The sequence below is a fragment of the Trichocoleus sp. DQ-A2 genome (assembly GCF_039961915.1).
Classification (GTDB): domain Bacteria; phylum Cyanobacteriota; class Cyanobacteriia; order Cyanobacteriales; family FACHB-T130; genus FACHB-T130.
Map to the genome: position 1 here is coordinate 176,222 of NZ_JAMPKD010000001.1, position 19,167 is coordinate 195,388.

Annotated in this window: 13 protein-coding genes; 3 read left to right on the forward strand and 10 right to left on the reverse strand. The window is 46.1% G+C overall.

What is annotated here, in order from left to right; translation table 11 throughout:
* Positions 1 to 16: 16 nt before the first annotated feature.
* The 4 genes from NC997_RS00725 to NC997_RS00740 form a co-directional block, all read right to left on the reverse strand.
* Positions 17 to 1,639 (reverse strand): ferredoxin--nitrite reductase, encoded by a 1,623-nt coding sequence (locus NC997_RS00725; protein ID WP_347276034.1) that lies wholly within the window; start codon positions 1,637 to 1,639, stop codon positions 17 to 19.
* A 760-nt stretch (positions 1,640 to 2,399) separates the two neighbouring features.
* Complete coding sequence (locus tag NC997_RS00730; protein ID WP_199299567.1) at positions 2,400 to 3,818, reverse strand: adenylate/guanylate cyclase domain-containing protein; 1,419 nt, start codon at positions 3,816 to 3,818, stop codon at positions 2,400 to 2,402.
* 167 nt (positions 3,819 to 3,985) lie between these two features.
* Entirely contained in the window at positions 3,986 to 5,005 is a 1,020-nt protein-coding gene (locus NC997_RS00735; RefSeq protein WP_190524422.1) for a molybdopterin-dependent oxidoreductase, read from the reverse strand.
* A 60-nt stretch (positions 5,006 to 5,065) separates the two neighbouring features.
* Positions 5,066 to 5,650, reverse strand: coding sequence for a thioredoxin family protein (locus NC997_RS00740; protein WP_190429335.1), 585 nt, complete (start codon positions 5,648 to 5,650; stop codon positions 5,066 to 5,068).
* A gap of 157 nt (positions 5,651 to 5,807) precedes the next feature.
* Here NC997_RS00740 and NC997_RS00745 point away from each other — a divergent pair, with 157 nt between their 5' ends.
* Together NC997_RS00745 and NC997_RS00750 are read left to right on the forward strand one after the other, a co-directional pair.
* On the forward strand, positions 5,808 to 6,314 hold the full coding sequence (locus NC997_RS00745; RefSeq protein ID WP_190524425.1) for a hypothetical protein: 507 nt from the start codon (positions 5,808 to 5,810) through the stop codon (positions 6,312 to 6,314).
* 453 nt (positions 6,315 to 6,767) lie between these two features.
* The gene (locus NC997_RS00750; RefSeq protein WP_348257748.1) at positions 6,768 to 7,508 is read left to right on the forward strand and encodes a class I SAM-dependent methyltransferase; all 741 of its coding nucleotides are present in this window, start codon (positions 6,768 to 6,770) and stop codon (positions 7,506 to 7,508) included.
* 90 nt (positions 7,509 to 7,598) lie between these two features.
* Here the strand turns inward: NC997_RS00750 and NC997_RS00755 are convergent, their stop codons facing one another.
* The 6 genes from NC997_RS00755 to NC997_RS00780 form a co-directional block, all read right to left on the reverse strand.
* The gene (locus NC997_RS00755) at positions 7,599 to 8,921 is read right to left on the reverse strand and encodes an alkaline phosphatase PhoX (protein ID WP_190524430.1); all 1,323 of its coding nucleotides are present in this window, start codon (positions 8,919 to 8,921) and stop codon (positions 7,599 to 7,601) included.
* Positions 8,922 to 9,133: 212 nt separating this feature from the next.
* Positions 9,134 to 10,000 carry an NAD(P)-binding domain-containing protein gene (locus NC997_RS00760; RefSeq protein WP_190524434.1) on the reverse strand — a complete coding sequence of 289 codons (867 nt, stop codon included), beginning with the start codon at positions 9,998 to 10,000 and terminating at the stop codon, positions 9,134 to 9,136.
* 118 nt (positions 10,001 to 10,118) lie between these two features.
* Complete coding sequence (locus NC997_RS00765) at positions 10,119 to 10,784, reverse strand: class I SAM-dependent methyltransferase (protein ID WP_190524437.1); 666 nt, start codon at positions 10,782 to 10,784, stop codon at positions 10,119 to 10,121.
* Between the two features lie 200 nt (positions 10,785 to 10,984).
* Entirely contained in the window at positions 10,985 to 12,715 is a 1,731-nt protein-coding gene (locus NC997_RS00770) for a M48 family metalloprotease (RefSeq protein WP_348257749.1), read from the reverse strand.
* Positions 12,716 to 12,998: 283 nt separating this feature from the next.
* Positions 12,999 to 13,847 (reverse strand): AAR2 pre-mRNA splicing protein, encoded by an 849-nt coding sequence (locus NC997_RS00775; protein ID WP_190528011.1) that lies wholly within the window; start codon positions 13,845 to 13,847, stop codon positions 12,999 to 13,001.
* Positions 13,847 to 16,462, reverse strand: coding sequence for a DUF4157 domain-containing protein (locus NC997_RS00780; protein WP_242031394.1), 2,616 nt, complete (start codon positions 16,460 to 16,462; stop codon positions 13,847 to 13,849). The genes NC997_RS00775 and NC997_RS00780 overlap by 1 nt, the downstream gene beginning before the upstream one ends.
* Before the next feature lie 676 nt (positions 16,463 to 17,138).
* On the opposite strand from NC997_RS00780, the gene NC997_RS00785 reads away from it, so the two are divergent.
* Positions 17,139 to 19,145: an AAA family ATPase gene (locus NC997_RS00785; RefSeq protein WP_190528013.1), complete on the forward strand. Its 2,007-nt coding sequence runs from the start codon at positions 17,139 to 17,141 to the stop codon at positions 19,143 to 19,145.
* Positions 19,146 to 19,167 lie beyond the last annotated feature (22 nt).

Consider the following 19,167-nt stretch of genomic DNA (forward strand, 5'->3'; position numbering starts at 1 on the left):
GACTAATGACGCATGACTAACGACTAACGGCAATCTCTGCTTCTAGCTTTTCTTGTGGCTGCTTGGGGATTGCCCCAAAATGTTCGATTAGCAAGTCTCTCACCACTGACTTGAGATCCTCGCAAGGAACCTTTTTCATAATCTCTTTGCCAAGGTGTGCATCTTTCCCGACCTTGCCACCCATCCAAATATCCACCGCTTCTACGGTTTGACCATCTTTGCGCGTCTTTGTACCGATGAAGCCAATATCTGCAACTTGTGGTTGACCGCAGGAATTTGGGCAACCTGTCCAGTGAATGCGAACCGGATGCGGTTGAATTAACTCTTCCTCCAGTTCCTGAATCAAGGCAAGCGCCCGGTTTTTCGTTTCAATCAGCGCAAAGCCGCAAAACTCGCTACCTGTGCAAGAAACTAGCCCCCGATTCAAGATGGCTGGATCGATAGACAACCGTTCTTGAAGCAGTGGTTCTTCTAAGAAGGGACTTAAGCGCGTGTCGGGGATATTGGGGATAATCAAATTTTGTTCGACAGTCAGACGAATCTCCCCGCCGCCATAAACTTCCGCCATTCGCGCAAGTTCAAACATTTCATGGGCATACAAGCGACCGACAGGGACGTGCAAACCGACGTAGTTCAGTCCGGGTTGCTTTTGAGGATAAACGCCAATATGGTCGCGCTTGTCCCAGTCAATTTCATCTTTTTCAGCCGCCGATTCCAGCGAATGCCCTAGTTGTTTTTCGACTTCCGCCCGAAACTTTTCAACGCCCCAGCCCTCAATCAGGTACATAATCCGGGACTTTAGCCGATTCTCGCGGGGACCATTATCCCGGAAAACCTCCAGCATTGCCTTACTTAAAGAGACAGCCTCTTCAGGAGGAATCCAAACATCGAGAGGAATGGCTTCTACATACTGATTCGGCGCAAAGTAGCCGCCGACGATGACGTTAAATCCAATGGTGTGGTTTTTGTATGCGGGGATAAAGGCAAGGTCGTTGATTTCGGCATGAACGGAGTTGTCCCGACCCCCGGCAACGGCAATGTTAAATTTTCGGGGTAGGTTGCTGAGTTCGGGATTGCCCTCACCGTTATTGGTAATCATGTCCTGAAGGCTGCGGACGATCCCCCGCGTATCAATTAATTCAGCCGCATCAATGCCTGCAACTGGCGAACCCGTGATGTTCCGAACGTTGTCCATTCCCGATTGAATGCAAGTCAGACCGGCTTTTAACAAACGGTTGAATATCTCTGGGATATCCTCAATCCGAATCCCTCGCAATTGGAAATTTTGTCGGGTGGTAATGTCGGCATTTCCCTGGTTTTGAAATCCCGAACCCGTGCAGTAGCGTTGCACGATTTCAGCCAGTACTCGCATCTGAGTGCTGGTCAAAATGCCGTTGGGTATCCGCATTCGCATCATGAACTTGCCGGGTGTCACCGTGCGATGGAAAAAACCCAACCACTTTAGCCCTTGGTTCCGGTCAAAGTCGTCCATCGCCTCCCAGCCAATTTCTGCAAAATGCTCCAGTTCTTGCTTCAGCAATAGGGGATGTTTTACAGCTTTGGCTTTTTCAATCTTATTTAGTTTTTCTGTAGGCTTGGTTGCCTTTATTGCTTCTGTAGGGGTGGTTACGTTTGTCACGGTTCCTCCTTGCGTACCTGTATCTGGCGCAATTGCACGTGTAACCGCACAGCTATTGCTCTCGCTGTTAAATACTGCTTTTTATGCTAAGTTAGGCGCTTTTAAAAATTGAAACGGTAGACTTTGTTACAGAAGCTGCCTATTGCCAATGAAACCTTTCTTTTGAAATATTTTTAATTTTAAAAGTCTATCTTTATGATTACTTGCCAAACAGGATATTATTGGGGCACTGAAGATTAAATTTCAAGCCACACCTGCTTGTAACCTCTATTTCCCAGGGTTTCGTTTTCTCTTTCGGTATTATTCAAAATAGCTGTAAGCTTTAACGGGCAAAACTTATGAAGGGATTCATCTGAAAGGAAACCCGTTTAAATAGGCATCATTTGAAATTTTCACCCAGCCAATTTCCCTCAGATACAGAGGGGCGCAAGAGAAGGGGTGAGGCTCTCCTAGAATACTGAGTAATTAGCAAGATTTATATGAGTAAATTATTCACCATTCTGTAAAAAAAACTGGCGCATTTGATACATTTTTAAAATCTTAATCAGTTTGTCTAGTTGAAGATTCTTGAGCGCTGCCTTATCGGGTCAAAATCCTCAAAATCCTTGAAGCGGGGACATTAAGAATTTTTAAAATTTCAGCCTTTCCTGGAATATATAACAGTCTTCTTTAATTTGGGAAAAACGAACCGCAGAGGACGCAGAGAGCGCAGAGGAAGAGAAGAGAGGAGCTTATCGAGGAAATAGACTCGGTAAATAACCTACACTGCATCAAGTTCGTAAATCGCTACTAGCTCTTCCTTACCTTTCACCCGAACAAACTTATCGACTAAGCGCAGGGGGAAAGTGTCGGGGTGGCGCAGCGCTTCGACGATTGGCTTGGTGACGAGGATGGTGCTGTCGTAGTTTTTGGTGAGGCTTTCGACACGAGCGGCTACGTTTACGGCATCCCCAACAACTGTAGACTCGATACGGGAGCTAAATCCAACGGTACCCATGACGACTTCGCCTCGATGAATGCCAATACCGATATCGATGGTTGGCAAACCTTGGTGCGATCGCTCTTCATTCAAGATTTTAAGTCGCTGTCGCATTGCTAACGCTGCGTGCAGAGCGTTGTCCGTCGCTTCATCATCGAAGAGCGCCATAATCGCGTCGCCGATATACTTGTCTATGAAACCGCCGGACTTGTCAATCACTTGTCCCATGCAGGCGAGGTAGTCATTCAAAAATGAAAAGGTTTCTAAGGGCGTCATTTGTTCTGACATTGCCGTGTAGCCCCGAATATCGGCAAATAGGATCGTAATCGTGCGCGTCGAGGCAAAGCCGACTTGGATGTTCTCGATGCCGTCGGGTGCAATCACCAGAAGAAATTTCTCTGGTACGAATCGATGAAAAGACTCGATAGTTTTCTGTAGTCGGCTAAACAAACCTTGTAGCGCCGCCGACATATCATTGAACGCGATCGCTAAAGCGCCGATTTCATCTTTGCGGTAAATTTCAGCCCGATGGTGTAAATCGCCTGCGGCAATTTTGGCAGCACTCACTTGCAACCGCCGCACAGGACTACTGAGTTCTGTTGCCAACAGGTAGGAACCGAAAAGACCCAAGGAGAGAGCAAAAACCCCCACAAACAGCGCTTTTTCGACAGCGATCGCGACCGCTTGATTGACCTGCCGCAGTGACATCCCAATCCGCAACGTCCCAATTTTTTGCCCCGAAGAGTTGCGAATCGCGGCGGCAACTTCGATGGCAGTTTCACCTTGGCGTGCCCGCACTTTGCGGTTGAAAGTAATGTCGCGCAGGAGGAATGTCTCGACAACACGGGTATCGTCATATACTGCCAGCGCTGAGTCCGTGACCCACACAGGCACAATATCGGGAACATACTGTTCCTGAAGTTCGCTTTCGCTGGCGGCGACGATTTGATTAGACAGGCGCACATCGGAGATCAGAATGTAAACGAAATCTGGGTTGCGCTTCAGTAGCAGATTGAAACCGAGCCGAATCTGACCCCAATTTTGGTCTTCAAGTTCGTTTGTCCAGGTATTAGATAAAGCGATCGCTAGCTGCTGGACTTCACGCCGCTTCTGTTCCCGGTAAAGTTGTCTCTCGTTTTTCGCCCACAGCCATACCACAGAACCAACAATCGCCACAATCAAGAGTGTCGTGGCGGTCATAATTCGTGTGTGAATTGAGCGGAACGGGGCAACTTTCATAAGGGCTAATGGGTAATCGTTACTTGTAATTGCCAAAAAGTTTTAAATTCTAAGTTTTGAATGAAAGAATTTTCTGGTAGCTCAAAACTCAAAACTCAAAATTTCAAACTCTCATTAGCCATTAACCATTATTTCCTAACCTCAAGTTGTTCCACAAACGTGAGCCAGCGCTGATTCTCGTACCTAGCTTGACAATTGCTGGGAAAAGCCAGCGTCACCGGACCACCCATTTTGGCAGGAATCGGGTTGCGTTCGTTACCCCAGTGCGTGGCAAACAAAATATCGCAGTCTCTTACCTCATTGGCTGCTAAACGAGTTGGATTCAGGGCATTGCGAGAAACGGGCGCTTTTCCCCGAACGATAACCATACCGTTTTCTGGCAGGGTAACACCGGCAGCCGCAAGAACGTCCCGCACCCGCACGCCCGTGAGCTTGACTTTACCAATCGGCCACCCAATCGGGTAGCCAACAGCTTCTTCGATGGTGACTTGTGGCAGTTGGCTAATGGTTTTGGCATCAAGCGGGGTTTCGCCAACGCGCAGTTGTACTGGCTCGGTACCGACAATCAGGTTGGTCACGTAAAATGCCCAAAAACGGTCGGGATACTTTTGCTCAAGCTGCGGGTACTCGGTGTAAGGAAATACCAGAGAAAGCGGGCCGCCTTCGCTGCGGGAAATGGGCATTCCATCGCGCTCTAAAGCAATGATAATCGGGTACGCACGCAAGTCTGCAATGCTGACGGTGGCACGGTAGGAATCGAAAGCGACAAGCGTTACTTCCTTACTATTAGTGATGCCGAACTTGTCGAGCAGTTTAGAGATAGCAACACCCCGAAAGTCAAAAATCCGATCGGGGTTGTTGCTGGTATTATGGGGCGATCGCGTCCGGACATGGGTGGTTGCGATCGCGTCTAGTTCTTGCATGGTCAACCGCACGGATTTTCCCGCCGCCGTTTTCCCCTGAATTTCTAGATTCCACTGTTGCCGCTGTCGATTGTTCGTATGAGCGGCAACCATTGCAGCGTTTTTTTGCATCGCCTCATTTCTCCACGCCTCCATCTCGGCATTCGTTGGTTTCTGATTTTGACATCCGCTCATGAAGGCTAGCAGGAAGAGGCAGATGGAAAGAGGGAGCAGGGAAGATTTCATGTCATCTTTATAACCTTCAAACTTGATTCTGCACCCTTCCACAAGTCCCTGTTGCTGCGATTAATGAGGAAAATACGTCGGTTCATTCCCCGGCTTCCACTTGATGTTGCAGCCGATGCTAGGCTTCTGGTCTGAGGGGATTGATTGACCGGCTAACACTGCATCTATTGCGGCTCGTAAATCTTTGCCGTTGACGGGTCGATCGTTACCGGGGCGGCTGTCATCTAATTGACCGCGATAAACCAAACTTTGGTTGGCATCAAAGAGGAAAAAGTCTGGGGTACAAGCAGCGGTATAAGCTTTAGCAGTTTCTTGAGTTTCGTCGTAGCACAACGGAAAGGTGAATCCCAGCTCATTCGCCATTGCTTTGAGTGAGTTGGGGGCATCATCTGGATAGTTGCTGGCATCATTGGCGCTAATTGCCACAATTCCAATCTCTTCTCCGACGTAATCCTTGCCAAGCTGCACCAGTTCTCCCTGGATGTGTTTCACAAAAGGGCAATGCTTGCAGATGAACATGACCAGCAATGCCTGCTTATCGGCAAAGGTGGCAAGGGAAATGGTTTGACCAGATACCACATCCGGCAACTGGAAATCTGGGGCTGTAGTGCCCAGCGCCAACATGGTTGAGGCGGTTCGCACCATTGTATGCACTCCTTAGGTTTTGGTAGACTGCGCTCCCACTTATATTGCTCTACCACTGAAAAAAAAACCAGAGTAAGTAGCGATCGCCTCCCGTTATAGTACAATTGTACTGATTGCGTCCGCATCCAAGTCGTTAGGTAGCCATCCAGCCATCGACATGACAAAACTGCAAGCCAGCCTCAAAGTAGTCCAGATGAAACGTGGCGAAGACCGCCAACCCGTAAAAGGTGATGCCAAACACAAGCGCGTTCCATCGCCAGCGATCGCCAATACTGAAAGACGACCTCGAAAGACAGGCGATTCCAGAAGGTTAATTCCGTCACTACGGGTGAAAACCTATCAGGAACTGCTACAGGAACATCTGAATGAAAAGTTAAAACACCTAGAGGCGCAAGCAACCCAAGTCAATCGGCTTTCAGCGGAGTTAGAGGCAGCAATACAGGAACTCAAGGCAATCTCAGCTCAAGTTAATACAGACTTGAAATCCCTTCGGGGTAAAGCTGACATTTGCGAGTATAAAGCAACCAGTCTCCCCTACGTCGGGCAAAAGCTTGATGGATCGTTAGTGCTGACGGCTCGATCCATCGATCTCTACAAAGCCGAACGGGAAGCTTCGTCGCTAGCACAGAAACTGCGGCGACGAACCGGAAAAAAATCCCGCTGAGAGCTTTAATTGTCTAAAGCAAATATACACCCCAGGCTCCCGTCCTGGGGTGTATTTCAACGGCTATTGCATTTGCGATCGCTTATATTTCCCGAATCAGTTAGGAGCGATCGCAATCAACTCACGCGATCGCTCCTAACTAAAAACTAAAATTTAGGAAATAGGATTGAAATTACTACAAATCCTTAGGCTTGGTGATATTATTTAAATAATCAAAATATATCTCTAATAAATATTTTGTGATAGTTCTTCCTTATCGAATTTATAATATCATAAAAACTTGTGCGAAGTCTAGACTTTAAGATAAAAAGTTTCTCCTTATCTTAAAGAAAAAACTTCGTTTATATTCTACTAATAAGCACTTAACTTAAGTAAAAATCAACAAAAGCACAGGTAGAAGAGCAGTCATCGGCAATGGGGAATAGTAACTCAAAAGACACACCGTTACACACAATGAATCCACTAAGCCGATTTTCCAATCGAGCAGAGGATTACGCCAAGTACCGACCGAACTATCCAGATGCCGCTATTGATATTATCCTGAAGGGATTGGGAAATCTATCGCAACTGGTCGCCGCAGATATCGGTGCAGGAACGGGAATTTCCTCGCGTTTGTTAGCTCAACGTGGAGTGAATGCGAGCGCTATCGAGCCAAACATCGCAATGAGAGAAGCTGCATCGCCGCATTCGTTGGTAGAGTTTCGTGACGGAACAGCAGAAGCGACGAATTTACCCGACGCATCCGTTGATTTAGTGACTTGCTTCCAATCTTTCCATTGGTTTAATCCCAAACCAACATTGCTAGAATTTCGTCGCATTCTCAGGCCAAGCGGACGACTAGCGGTAGTATGGAACGACCGCGATCAAAAGGATGAATTCACAGCAAATTACAGCCGCTTAGTTGAGATTGCATCAAACCATCATCCAGCAGAAAAGCGGATGGTTTCAGCTACTCCACTGCTAACCAGTCCGCATTTTCCTGATGTCCGCTGCCATACCTTTGAGTACCGGCAACAGTTAGATTTAGAGAGGCTAATTGGCAGGGTAAATAGTGTATCGTACATCCCCAAAGAAGGATCGGCATACCAGCAACTTGTGGTAGATTTGCAAGAACTGTATGCAAGCGCTTGTAATGAGCGTGGCGATGTCTATTTGGTCTACCGCACGAATGTTTACCTTGCAAATAATGGGTAATAGGAACTGGGGACTGTAGAGATGCAAATGTAGAGACGCGACATTTCGCATCTCTACAAGAATTAGCAATTACCAATCACCAATTACCGATTATTTTCCTTTCGCCCAAGGTCCCCAAATAGCAAAGGTAATGCCAGGAGTTTGGATATTCACGAACATGGTCTGACTATCAGGCGAAAAACAGGCACCAGCGAACTCATTATCATTGATAGCATTCCGAGCAAATTGGTAGAGTTCGCCCTTTTGAGTGACGCCGACTACAAATTGCTCGTCGTCACCATCTTCACAGATGATCAAATCGCCAAAAGGAGCCACAACAATGTTATCAGGACTATCTAATACATTTACATCATTTGGTTCAACAAAAAGTTCAAGAGTGCCGCCTTCTTGTGCTGTTTTCCCAGGAACGTAGCGCCAAACTTGACCGAGTCCGGCAGTGCCACCATCTGTGCAACAAAAGTAAAATTCACCGTTGCCGTACCAGATGCCTTCCCCACGTGTAAATTGGGCTGCACCCTTACTAAAGCCTTCGACGCGGACAGTATCTGTATCCGGGTCGGGATTGTCGATGCGAACCCATTCAACTTGCATTGGTTGACGCACCGGGAAGTTAGTTTTAGTAATTGCTTGGGGCATTCCTTTAATTTTCAGAGCTTCCAAAACACCGCCTTCTACAAGTTTGCCCGGTTGATTTGGAATGAAGCGATAGAAGAGACCATTGCCTCTATCTTCAGTTTCATAAACAATTCCAGTTTTTGGATCGATTGCAACCGCTTCGTGGTTAAAACGCCCCATTGCTTTCAAAGGCACGGGAGTCACAGTTGTTTTTGCATTCGCCGGAACTTCAAAGTTATAACCGTGACGTTGGTTGACATTTCCCGTAATATTAACTGGATCGTTTGTAGCGGGAGTTGAGGTATTTTCTTCAGAGCTAATCCACGAACCCCAAGGAGTCGTGCCACCTGCACAGTTACGGTATGTTCCTGCTAGGGAAGCAAAATGACTTTGTATTTGGCGATTCGCCCCTACAATTAGAGTTGTTGTCCCACCTTTACAGAGATTATCGTATTTGAGTCCGACAACTTGCGTGGCAGAATTTGGGCTTAATTCGTGATTGCGAATTAAGATAGTTGTGTTATTAGGGCCGGGAAAAGCACCCATTCCATCGTGACCACCCGGTACTGGATTACCATCGTTCATCATGTCTCCAGTCCGAGAGATAGCGCGATATTGAAATCCGCGCGGTAAATCCAATAAACCATTGGGATCTGGAATCAGCGGGCCATAACCTCCCCCACTCACTAATTGACCCCTGGCTGCTTTGGTATAGAGCGCTTCTAGAGGGGACATTAATACAGCACCCGCAGCACTCGCGCCTGCCAGGGTGAAGAATTGCCGCCGTGATAAAGACATGGTGTTCTCCGCGTTTATGCGTTGAACAGCTTAATTGGCGTTCATCAACCTTCGGCAAAGCTTTGATTAAGGCTTGGTTAATTTTTTATTCAGAAAATATTATTGCTTGCCTAGTTTATTCCGTTTTTACTAAAAAATTATGAACGTAGAAGTACGCTAAGAATCTTCGCGAACCTTTGCGCTTAGCTTAGCGTAGCTTTGCGTTAAAACACTCATTCATCTTCAGGATTAATTGCAGAAAATAGCGCCGAATAATCCTCATCCGCTAAACCCATGTCCTGTGCCATTTCTAAAATTTGGCGAATACCTTCCAAACTGCTGACATTCAAGCCATTTAACTTAGCTTCATTGAGAAATAAGTTAGTATCTTTGAGCAGATGTTTAGTTGGGAAATTGGGATTTTCATAATTCCTATCTAACATCCGCTGCAATTTCTTATCAAAAGTGGGAGCAAAAAGGGCGCTTTGCCGTAAGATTTGCATAAACAGCTCAACGTCGGCACCTTGACGTTGAACAAAACCTAAACTAAGGGCAAAAGCACTGGTAAGGGAAGCGATTAATTGATTTAATGCTAATTTGACAGCAGCGGCAGCACCGACTGAGCCAATATGTAGAGGTTCAGAGCTAAAATGTTTTAGAAAATCCGACCACTGTTGAAATTGCTCATCGGAAGCACCTACCATGACAATTAATTTACCGGCTTCTGCTTCCGAAATACTGCCCAACACGGGTGCTTCAATATACTCTGCACCCGCTGCAACAATTTGGGAAGCGATCGCTTTACTTTCTGTAGATGAGATCGTTCCCATTTGAATGACTGTACGCCCTTTTAACTCTGGTCGGGAAGCCTCCGACAACAGAACTTCATCAATTGCTGTAGCGTTTGTCAGCATCAAAATTACGCACTCAGACTCACGAATTGCCTCTTGTGGGGTATCAGCAATTTTAGCGCCAGCGTCCTGCAAAGGTGCTAATTTTGACTGAGTACGATTGTATGCAACTACTGGAATTTTAGCGTCTAACAACCTTTTAGCCATCGGCTGTCCCATCAACCCAGTTCCTAAAAATCCTACTTTCACGATTGCTTTGACCTCTCTAATTCTTGTTGCTGAAGAACCTCACGCCGTCTGCAACACTCCTCAGCCTAAAGAGGGTTGGGAATGAGGCTCAGGAAAGATAACGGCGATTCAAGCGGATTTAAGAGGGATCAACCCAGGCTCGTTCGGCTGTCCAATGGCGATCGCTCGATCGATAAACTGTAACACCCTCCAAACCAGCTTGTTGCAAGAAGTCTTGCACTTCATTCAAGGTAAACGCAGCGTGGAGAGAGTCGTGAAATAACATCTTTTGATGTTTGTTGTAATTTGTACCGATACTTTCCACCAACTTATTCATTATTTCCTCGCTAGGAGGACGAATTAAATCTCGGATGAAAATAGCACCCTGCGGCTTTATTACTCGTTTCACTTCTTGCAAGAATGGGAGTGGATTGGGTAGGTGGTGAAACAAGCTATTGGAAATTACCATATCAAATTGTCCGTCTTGATAAGGTAACTTCTTGGCATCAACAAATTCCAGAATGATTTGTTTTTGCAACCCAGCTTTTTCTACATTTTCTCTACCAAGTTGCAGCATTGATTCTGCCATATCAATGCCGATAATTTGCCATTCAGGGCGTTGCTGTGCAATTAAGATAGGAATTCGAGCGGTTCCGGTTCCGGCATCTAGAACAGTTGCATTTGTTGCTCCTAGCTCAATTGCCCGTTGAGCAAATGCCCCGTTGATTTCTGTAAAGTCCATCGCGTCATATTCAACAGCTTCTTCCAAACTGTCCATGACTTCGGGTTCTAATACTCTTTGCATGGCTTAATGGCTAAGTAGATGATCTCGTATTTGTCGGATAGTTTGCCGGCTAGATAGAGCAGATGCGGAGGCGCGTTCATGCCATAAGGCTTTAGCCTTCTAGGGATAGTACCCCATCAAAGCGTTGTCCATATTGGGTTTCGTTCCTGAATCTAAGCTACATCAGATGTTTAGGTTGATCGTGTCCACTCGCTGAATTGCTAATTGCGATCGCGCTTTCGTTTGCGTTCTTTTTCCTTCTTCTTTGCCTCGTCGAGAATTTTCTTCACTTTTGCCTTAATTTCGTTGTGTCGCGCTACTCCTTCATAGGCATAGCGGTTGTAGCCGTTAGTCTGAATTAAACTTTCTAAATAGCGAGTCCGCTCATCGGTGATCGGGTGCGTGGAAAGCCAACTGAAGATCGGGCGATCGCGATCTTGCTTGCTTAGCGTCACCATCAGATTCCGCATCCCATCCGCCGCATAGCCGGTAGCACTGAGAATGCGAGTTCCGAGAATATCCGCCTGTCGTTCCATGTCACGGCTGTAGTCAAAAACAATCAGATTGGTGACGGTATTCCCAGCATAAGGAATAAATCCGGTCACGCTAGCCGTCAGATTTCCTTGCGTGACTAATTGAAACCCATGAGAGAGGACGGCATGAGATAATTCATGAGCTAATAAACCGGCTAATTCTGCCTCAGAATGAGTGCGAGCGATCGCACCCGCATTGACAAAAACCTTGCCTCCTGGTAGCGCAAAAGCATTGAGATCGTCATCTAGAACCACAAAAAATTCATACTCAAAATCCTGGCGTCCCGCTACCGTTGCTAATTTATTTCCTATCTCCCGAACGTAATTCAACACCTCTTCATTTTCAACCAGTGGCAGTTCGCGTTTGGCTTGTTTTGCCACCGATCGACCAATCGCAGATTCTCCCCGCAGCATCAGTGCGGCGCTTTCAACGGCAGTCAGAGGGCCAAACAAACTGCCAGTGACAGCATAGGTTAAAGCACCCGTGATCGCATTAGCGATCGCATTCCCTCTCAACTCCGCGCGTAAATGCGATTGATAACGTTTTAGATTCTCTTCCGCTAGCGTTGCAAACTCCGTCGCCTCTGGATGATTCGGGTTAAGCAACGCAAATTGACGTGCTGACAGCGAAGCTTCCAACCATTTTTTATTTTGACCGTATGCTGCAATTTTTGCTTTAAGCAACATCGGTTCGGCGGGATAAAGAGTGCTTGCCCGTTCCAAAACTTGTAAAGATTTTTCTACCTGATTGTAATCCCGCAGCGCTTTTGCATACTCTACCTGACCGGGAATAAATTCAGGATACTGCTCTATTAAAAATTGCAGCGGCACAAAAATTTTGCTTTCCAGTTTTTGTTGTATACCCGCTTGAGCCTCGCGCCAATAAACTCTCCCCGCTGGTGCTAACTTATCCGCGTCAGTAATGGCTTCTTTTCGCTCAGTTTTCTCGGTTGCATTAGCAAAAGGAACTTTTGCCTCCCGGTAAAGCTTTTCAGCCGCAGCAAATTGTCCCCCCAGATAAAGCTTATCCGCTTCAATTATTTTCTCTTGCTGAGCAATTTCTTCTGGAGTTAGTTTCTCCTCCTCAGCTTTTTCGTCTGTATCGGATTCTGGTTTTGTTTCCGGCTTTTCACTTGCTTCCGGACTGGGTTCTGGTTTTGTTTCCTCAGCAGAGGGTTTGACTTCAGGGGTGCTGGGTTCTTCTGCTTTCGGCGTCGTCGGAACTGGAGTGACGATTACCGTCGGAGGTGAATCCTTTTGCGTGTTGGTATCCTCTAGTTGAGGCGTTGGGGTTTCAGTTTTCTTGGGAACTGGAGTCACAATCACCGTAGGAGGCGATGTCGGTTCCGCTAGCACTGCTGTGGGGGAAGCGGACAATAGCACAAGCGCAAAAGCCAGGGAATTCCAGACAGGTTTCATGGCAGAAGAAAATGGAAACTCTAGTTTTCTATATTATGTTTAGAGTTTACCCGACCTATCTCGCTGGGACTACACGAACGCAGAGGCGGGATTGTGCCAATTTACGCAAACTTATTTTAGAGACGCGATCGCATTTCCTGTATTTGCGTTTTCGTTAGCGCGATCGCATCCTAAAGCAGTTCTGAGGAAATTTCGCTCATTGAGGCATAAAGTTCGTCTATCTAATTAATCTGCCGAGTTTGCGATCGCCTTGGTGCTGGCTATCTCTTGATAGAATGCCATGCTACCCATTCGTCCTCCGTTTTTCCAAATAAGCAGCAAATTCTCGACCTTTCGCCCCCAATTCCTCGATATCCGTATCCAGCATATCTTCAACCAGATAACTAGCATCGTGGTTAACAAAGCTATTTGGTTCAAACATACTATCGGGCAAGCATTCAAACTGTGCTATCAGGGTATCGATTACAGCCACAAAACAATTAGAATTTTGAGAGATTATTCTTTCACCTGCATTATAGATGGATAAAAGTAAGTGCTGCCAGCGGTTAAAAGCTTCTGCATCTCCATCATTTTCAGAAGTAACCAACCAGCGCACAAAAGAAAACTGAAGTTCTCCCAAAAACGCTTCTTTATCACTTTTATGGGTATCAAATAGAGCTAGTTCAAAGCGAGACTTGTGATGTTTTTCCATCCAATCAGATAATTCTGCTATTGGCAGATTGACTGGTGGTTCGCTAACTATCTCTTGATGAAGTTGCGGCGGAAAATCGCTGGAATTAATATATTGGGTCAATTTCCTCCACTTTTCCCACTGTTCTTGGGGATAAGGAAAGAGTGCTGTTCCCATAGAACCGTTGATGGCTAATTGTTGATAGGTAGCGACAGATTCGGAATTGTCATCCACAAACTGTTGTAAAGTATAGTCAAAAACTTTAACAACTACCTCATCTGCATGCAGATAGCACCAAAATCCTGGATGTGTTGCCTCAGCCTGAACGCTTACATAATGAACTCCAGGCGGAACCAAAGAAAACCCCCGAAAACCTCCTTTAAGCGGATATTTAAATAAGTCAATCTGAGCAGACAACTTCGGCACATCGCGCAAGACAATTGCAGTGAAAAGACTAGCCATTAAATCCCCCACATCTGACGAGCTAGTTCGACCAAACCAGCAAATTTGTCTTCTGCTTGTTCAATATTTTGTTGCATTTCCGCCCCTACAGAATTATTGCTATCTGCTTTTGGTCGTTGAATTTCATCAAGATTAGGTTGTTCCTCGACTTTACTCTTCTCGGCTGCTTTTTTCGCTTCCTGGTTATTTTGATAGGTTTTTTCAACATCTACCCCAAACTGAAGGATCAGATTGCGGAAACCGGATACGCTATCTGCCATTACTCCAGCAACCGGATTGAGCCTACTCTGTTGCGTTTCACTATTTGCGCCTTCATCCTTGAGCGCGATCGCGATGCTACCTACCTCTGACAAACGATTAAACCAATTCACTGTAGAAGAACCTACTAAAGGAGCAGCAGATTTGAGCATACGGTCTATATATTTACCAGCTTTATATGCAGCTTTCCAAATTTCTGCTTCACTGTACTCGTGCAATACCTTAAGCGTGTCTCCTACTTGTTCTCGGAAGGAATGGAGATATTCTTCGTCAGATAATTGAAGTTCGACCTTATCAAATCCTTTATCTTTTTTAATGCTGTTGCCAATCTGCTGACCAATTACGGAGAAGTGAACTGCACCCTGCGTAAAATAGGCTTCATTGGCATAAACAATCGAGTGTGAGAGTGCTGTTTTAAGACGCACGGAGTATTGATCAATTTCTTTCTGAAGAGCTATAGTATTTTTGCTTTTGCTAGAATCTTTAAGGTCTTGCAAATACAGACGAATTGCTGCAACCTCATCCAGTTGTTCCTGGTAAATTAGGTTAGCTGCTGCCATCTTCTTCGTATCAGCAGCTTGATGCTTGGAGAGATACTGTTTACCAGCTTCGAGATTCTTCCGCAGGGTGACATAAACCTCATCAGTGCTGGTGTTGATTTGGAGAATCTTCTCCTGAAGTAAACACTGATACTCGTTGTAGTAACCTTCAGCTTCTGCAAAGCGTATACGGAGTTTTTGTTGCTTATGGTATGTTTCTACGTCCATCCCTTCTTGGTACTGAGCGCCTTCGTCGTATGGCTTTAAGCTATCTCCTACAATAGAGGTTTGATATTGTTCCCATTCTCCTTGGGTCATGTGGATTCGCATCTTTAAGATCGACCACATATCTTGATCGGCAGCAAACTTAGTAAAGACATCACCTTTTAGCTCGACTTCCTGTTGCGGAATAATTTTTGCGGTATTCTCGTTTTCGTTCTTATCAAGCGTGAATGGCTTCTTTTCCATGAAGTCTTGAGCATAGACGTTGACATCAAAGACTGTGCCAGGTTCATTAGGCCATTGAAGTTTTGTCTTGAACAGTTGATTGAACAGCGTGACGGCTGCGATTGAGCCTGCACCTTTGAGATTGACATCAATGTCTGAAGTTAGTGTTTGGCTGCCTGCGCTACCCCACTTCAGTCGATCGTCCTCTCCTAAGTTCTTGAATTCACCAGTTGTGAGTTCATTATCTCGTATATATGTCAGAAGCTCGTCAGTTTCCTTCTGGCGCAGTTTGATGAAACTCTCTCGCATTAGCTTTTTGAACCAAGGCTGCTTTCTCTCAATCTCTGCTTGCTCCTTGCCTTTCCATTTACCCTCTACCAAGTAATCTCTCACAAGAAACCAGTTTGAGTAGAAATCATTCTTTAATATTTGTTTGGCTTTTTCCTGACTAATAGTGTCAACGTCCTGCTCGCTATTCACCGCGTTCCAAAGGTCATCCGGCGTGCGCTGAATTAACCTACCTTGTACTGCTCCGGATAGCGTACCGCCACTCTGCTGTACCACATGAGTTAACTCGTGGGCAATTAACTCTTGTCCCTCCCGATTTCCAGGTTCGTAAGCTCCCTGACGAAAGAAGATATCTTGTCCTGTAGTAAAAGCTTTCGCCTGAATTGATTGATTAAGCTGGTCAGATTGAGAATCGGTGTGGACTTTAACGCTACTAAAATCAGCTCCAAACGCGCCTTCCATCGGTACGCGGATGCTATCTTCCAGGGGCTGTCCGCTACCCCGCGCCCCTTGAATGGAGGCTTCCACATCTTGCGTAACCATTCCTCCGCTGGCTTGCAGATGCTGCACCATTGGCTTTATCTGAAGTTCGTCTTCCTCAGGCATCTCTTGCCGCTGGAGTGCGTTACTCTGACCTGACGACTGAGGAGAGGGCGCATTTATCTGCTGCACTACCTGCGCTGCCATCTGGTCAGCTTCCTGCTCATATTTATCTCCTGGCTGCCCTATCGTAAGCTTCGTCTGAACCGAGAGTTTTTCCTCGCCTTCGTCTTCCAACTCTTGCTGGCGCTGGATAGCCTCCGCCCCGTCTGACATCTGGATATTGTCTTCAACAGTGGACTCAGACTCAGATTGTAGTGTTTCTGCTCGCTCCTGCATTGGCTCAACCGAATTCAAACTTCTCATCAAAGGATGAACGTAGTCTGCTGGCAAGGGGGTGTAGCTGGGCATTTGCGACTCTGACTGATGCTCGTCAACAGGTTGTTTTGCCTGCACGGTCATTGGAGGTGGGGCAAAGCGAGAGGCTTTCGCCTGGGTTTGCGGAGTCCAAGAGGAAGATTTTTGCACTCTTTTGTAGGTCATATTGAGCCTCTCGTGCCAGCGTGGGAAATTTTTAAGCCTTTAGATCATATCTTTGCTTAAATCGTCAAGGACGCATGGGAATAAATTTTAATAAAATAGATACTCCTCTAGATAGATAAAATCTGTAAATTAGGCGATTTCGGGTAAAGGTGGAAAAATCAATGGATATAGCAGCCACTTCTAACTGGTACAAAGCCAACCCTCACTATGTGATGACCGCAGTGGCAGGGATACATCGAGCATTAGAGACCTAATAGTTACAGCTTCTTTCCATCTTTCCCGGAGAATTACTGAGAAGTATGAAAAAATAAAAATCGTAAATTTGCTGTTGTGCTTTAATAGCCAAGCTGGTTCTAAAAGCCTTTTTCCTTTATCCCGAAACTTTAGCCAAACGACTAAAGTCGCGACTATACAAACAAAGCCTGCCTACGCAGGCTGCTATGAAAAGGAGCGGAACCACACAAACAAAGCTTGCCTACGCGGGCTGTCATGAAAAGGGGCTTAGAATAACCAAATTTGCTACAAAATAAATTAATAATTTTTTAAGCTTAAATACTTAACTTTACGATTTGAACTTGCCACTAAATATATTCATCAATCCAGAGAAATTTGAAGGCGTTTAGTTCTAGAGGATAAATCCGTAATTTCCTCATGGCGGTTTGAAGTCAGAAAACTAATGAATATCACAACCACCGACCGCTGGTATAAAAGCAATTCCCACTATCTGATGACCGCAGTAGCGGGAGTGCATCGGAAATTAGAGCAGTACATCGATCGCCAGCAGAATCGAGCCGTTGAAGCAGTTGCGGACGAGCAATTGAATTTAGATGCGATCGCTGCCTCTATGTCAACCCCCTCAGCATTAGAGCAACTCTGCACTACCTTCAACCTGTCTCCCTTCGAGCGCAATATTCTGCTGTTGTGCGTCGGTATGGCAATTTTTCCTAATTTCTCAGCCCTGTGCGCTAACGCTCAAGGAAATCGGGAAATGGCTTATCCGACCTTTGGTTTAGCTTTGGAAGTGTTTCCCCAAAGTCATTGGAGTGCTTTTACCCCCCAAGCACCTCTGCGTCACTGGCAATTACTGCAAGTCGGTACAGGTCAAGTCATTACCTTCTGTTCTTTGCAGATTGATGAGAGCGTGCTGCACTATCTCTTTGGCGAACCGTATCAGGACGATCGCCTGATGAGTCTAATTCAGCCCTTGCCTGTAGAAGCGTATTGCCATACACCCCTACAACCGTCCCACCAGCAGTTAGCAGACAGGCTAGCAGCTATCTTGTCTGAAGCGGGAAATTCTTCTACTTTCTCTATCCCGCAACTGTGTGGTTTAGACGTAGGCGACAAATGGGCAATCGCTGTCGCTGCCTGCGCCCTCATGGGGCATCCCTTAAAACTCATATCCGCCCATCGCTTACCAACCGATCCGGACGACCTGATTCATCTGTTCCGACGCTGGGAACGCGAAGTCGCTTTGACAGGTAGTGTTCTGTTGCTGGATTGCGATCGCTTCAATGCGGGTGATTCAGTCCGAGCAACCTCAATTTTGCAGCTCATTCAAGGCACCACGACCCCACTAATTATTACTACAGAAGAACGGCTGCATTCACCACAACGCCCCCTCATTGCCTTCGACGTTCCCAAACTTACCCGCAGCGAACAACTTGCTATCTGGAAAACTAATCTAGGCTCAGTCGCTGCTGAACTAAACGGACACGTAGAGGAGCTAGTCTCTCAATTCAATCTCAGCAGTCCCGCCATTCAATCTGCCTGCGAACAATTAAAAATTAAAAGTGAAAAATTAGAAATTGAAGTAGATTCTCCAATTCAAAATCAGTTATGGGATTTCTGTCGCGTCCAAGCACGTCCACGCTTAGATGATTTAGCTCAACGCATTGATTCAACTTCTACTTGGGACGACTTGGTGCTGCCAGAAGCACAACGCCAGATTCTGCGTGATATCTCCGCTCATCTTCGGCAACGCGCTAAAGTTTACGAAGTCTGGGGATTTGCTGGTAAGAGCAATCGGGGTTTAGGTATCAGCGCCTTATTTGCAGGGGCTTCCGGTACAGGTAAAACAATGGCAGCAGATGTACTGGCGAAGGAATTGCGGTTAGACCTGTATCGCATCGACTTGAGTGCAGTCGTTAGCAAATATATTGGAGAAACCGAAAAGAACTTGCGGCGGATATTTGATACTGCTGAAGCAGGCGGTGCTATTTTGCTATTCGATGAAGCTGACGCCTTATTTGGGAAACGCACTGAGGTGAAAGATAGCCACGACCGCCACGCTAATGTCGAAGTTAGCTATTTGCTACAGCGCATGGAAGCTTATCAGGGTTTGGCGATTTTGACGACTAACTTGAAAGGTTCGTTAGACCAAGCTTTCCTACGCCGCATCCGATTTATTGTGCAGTTTCCCTTCCCCGATGCCAGCCAACGGGCGGAAATTTGGCAGCGTATCTTCCCCAAAAAGACCCCGACTGAAGGGCTAGATATGAGCAAGCTGGCAAAGCTGAATGTAGCGGGAGGAAATATCCGCAATATTTCCTTGAATGCCGCTTTTCTAGCAGCCAATGCCGGAGAGCCGGTGATGATGAAACATATTCTACAAGCGACCAAAAGTGAATATGTCAAGTTAGAGCGATCGCTCACTGATGTAGAAATTAAAGGTTGGCTCTGATCTGTTTAAGTTGAAGTGCCGA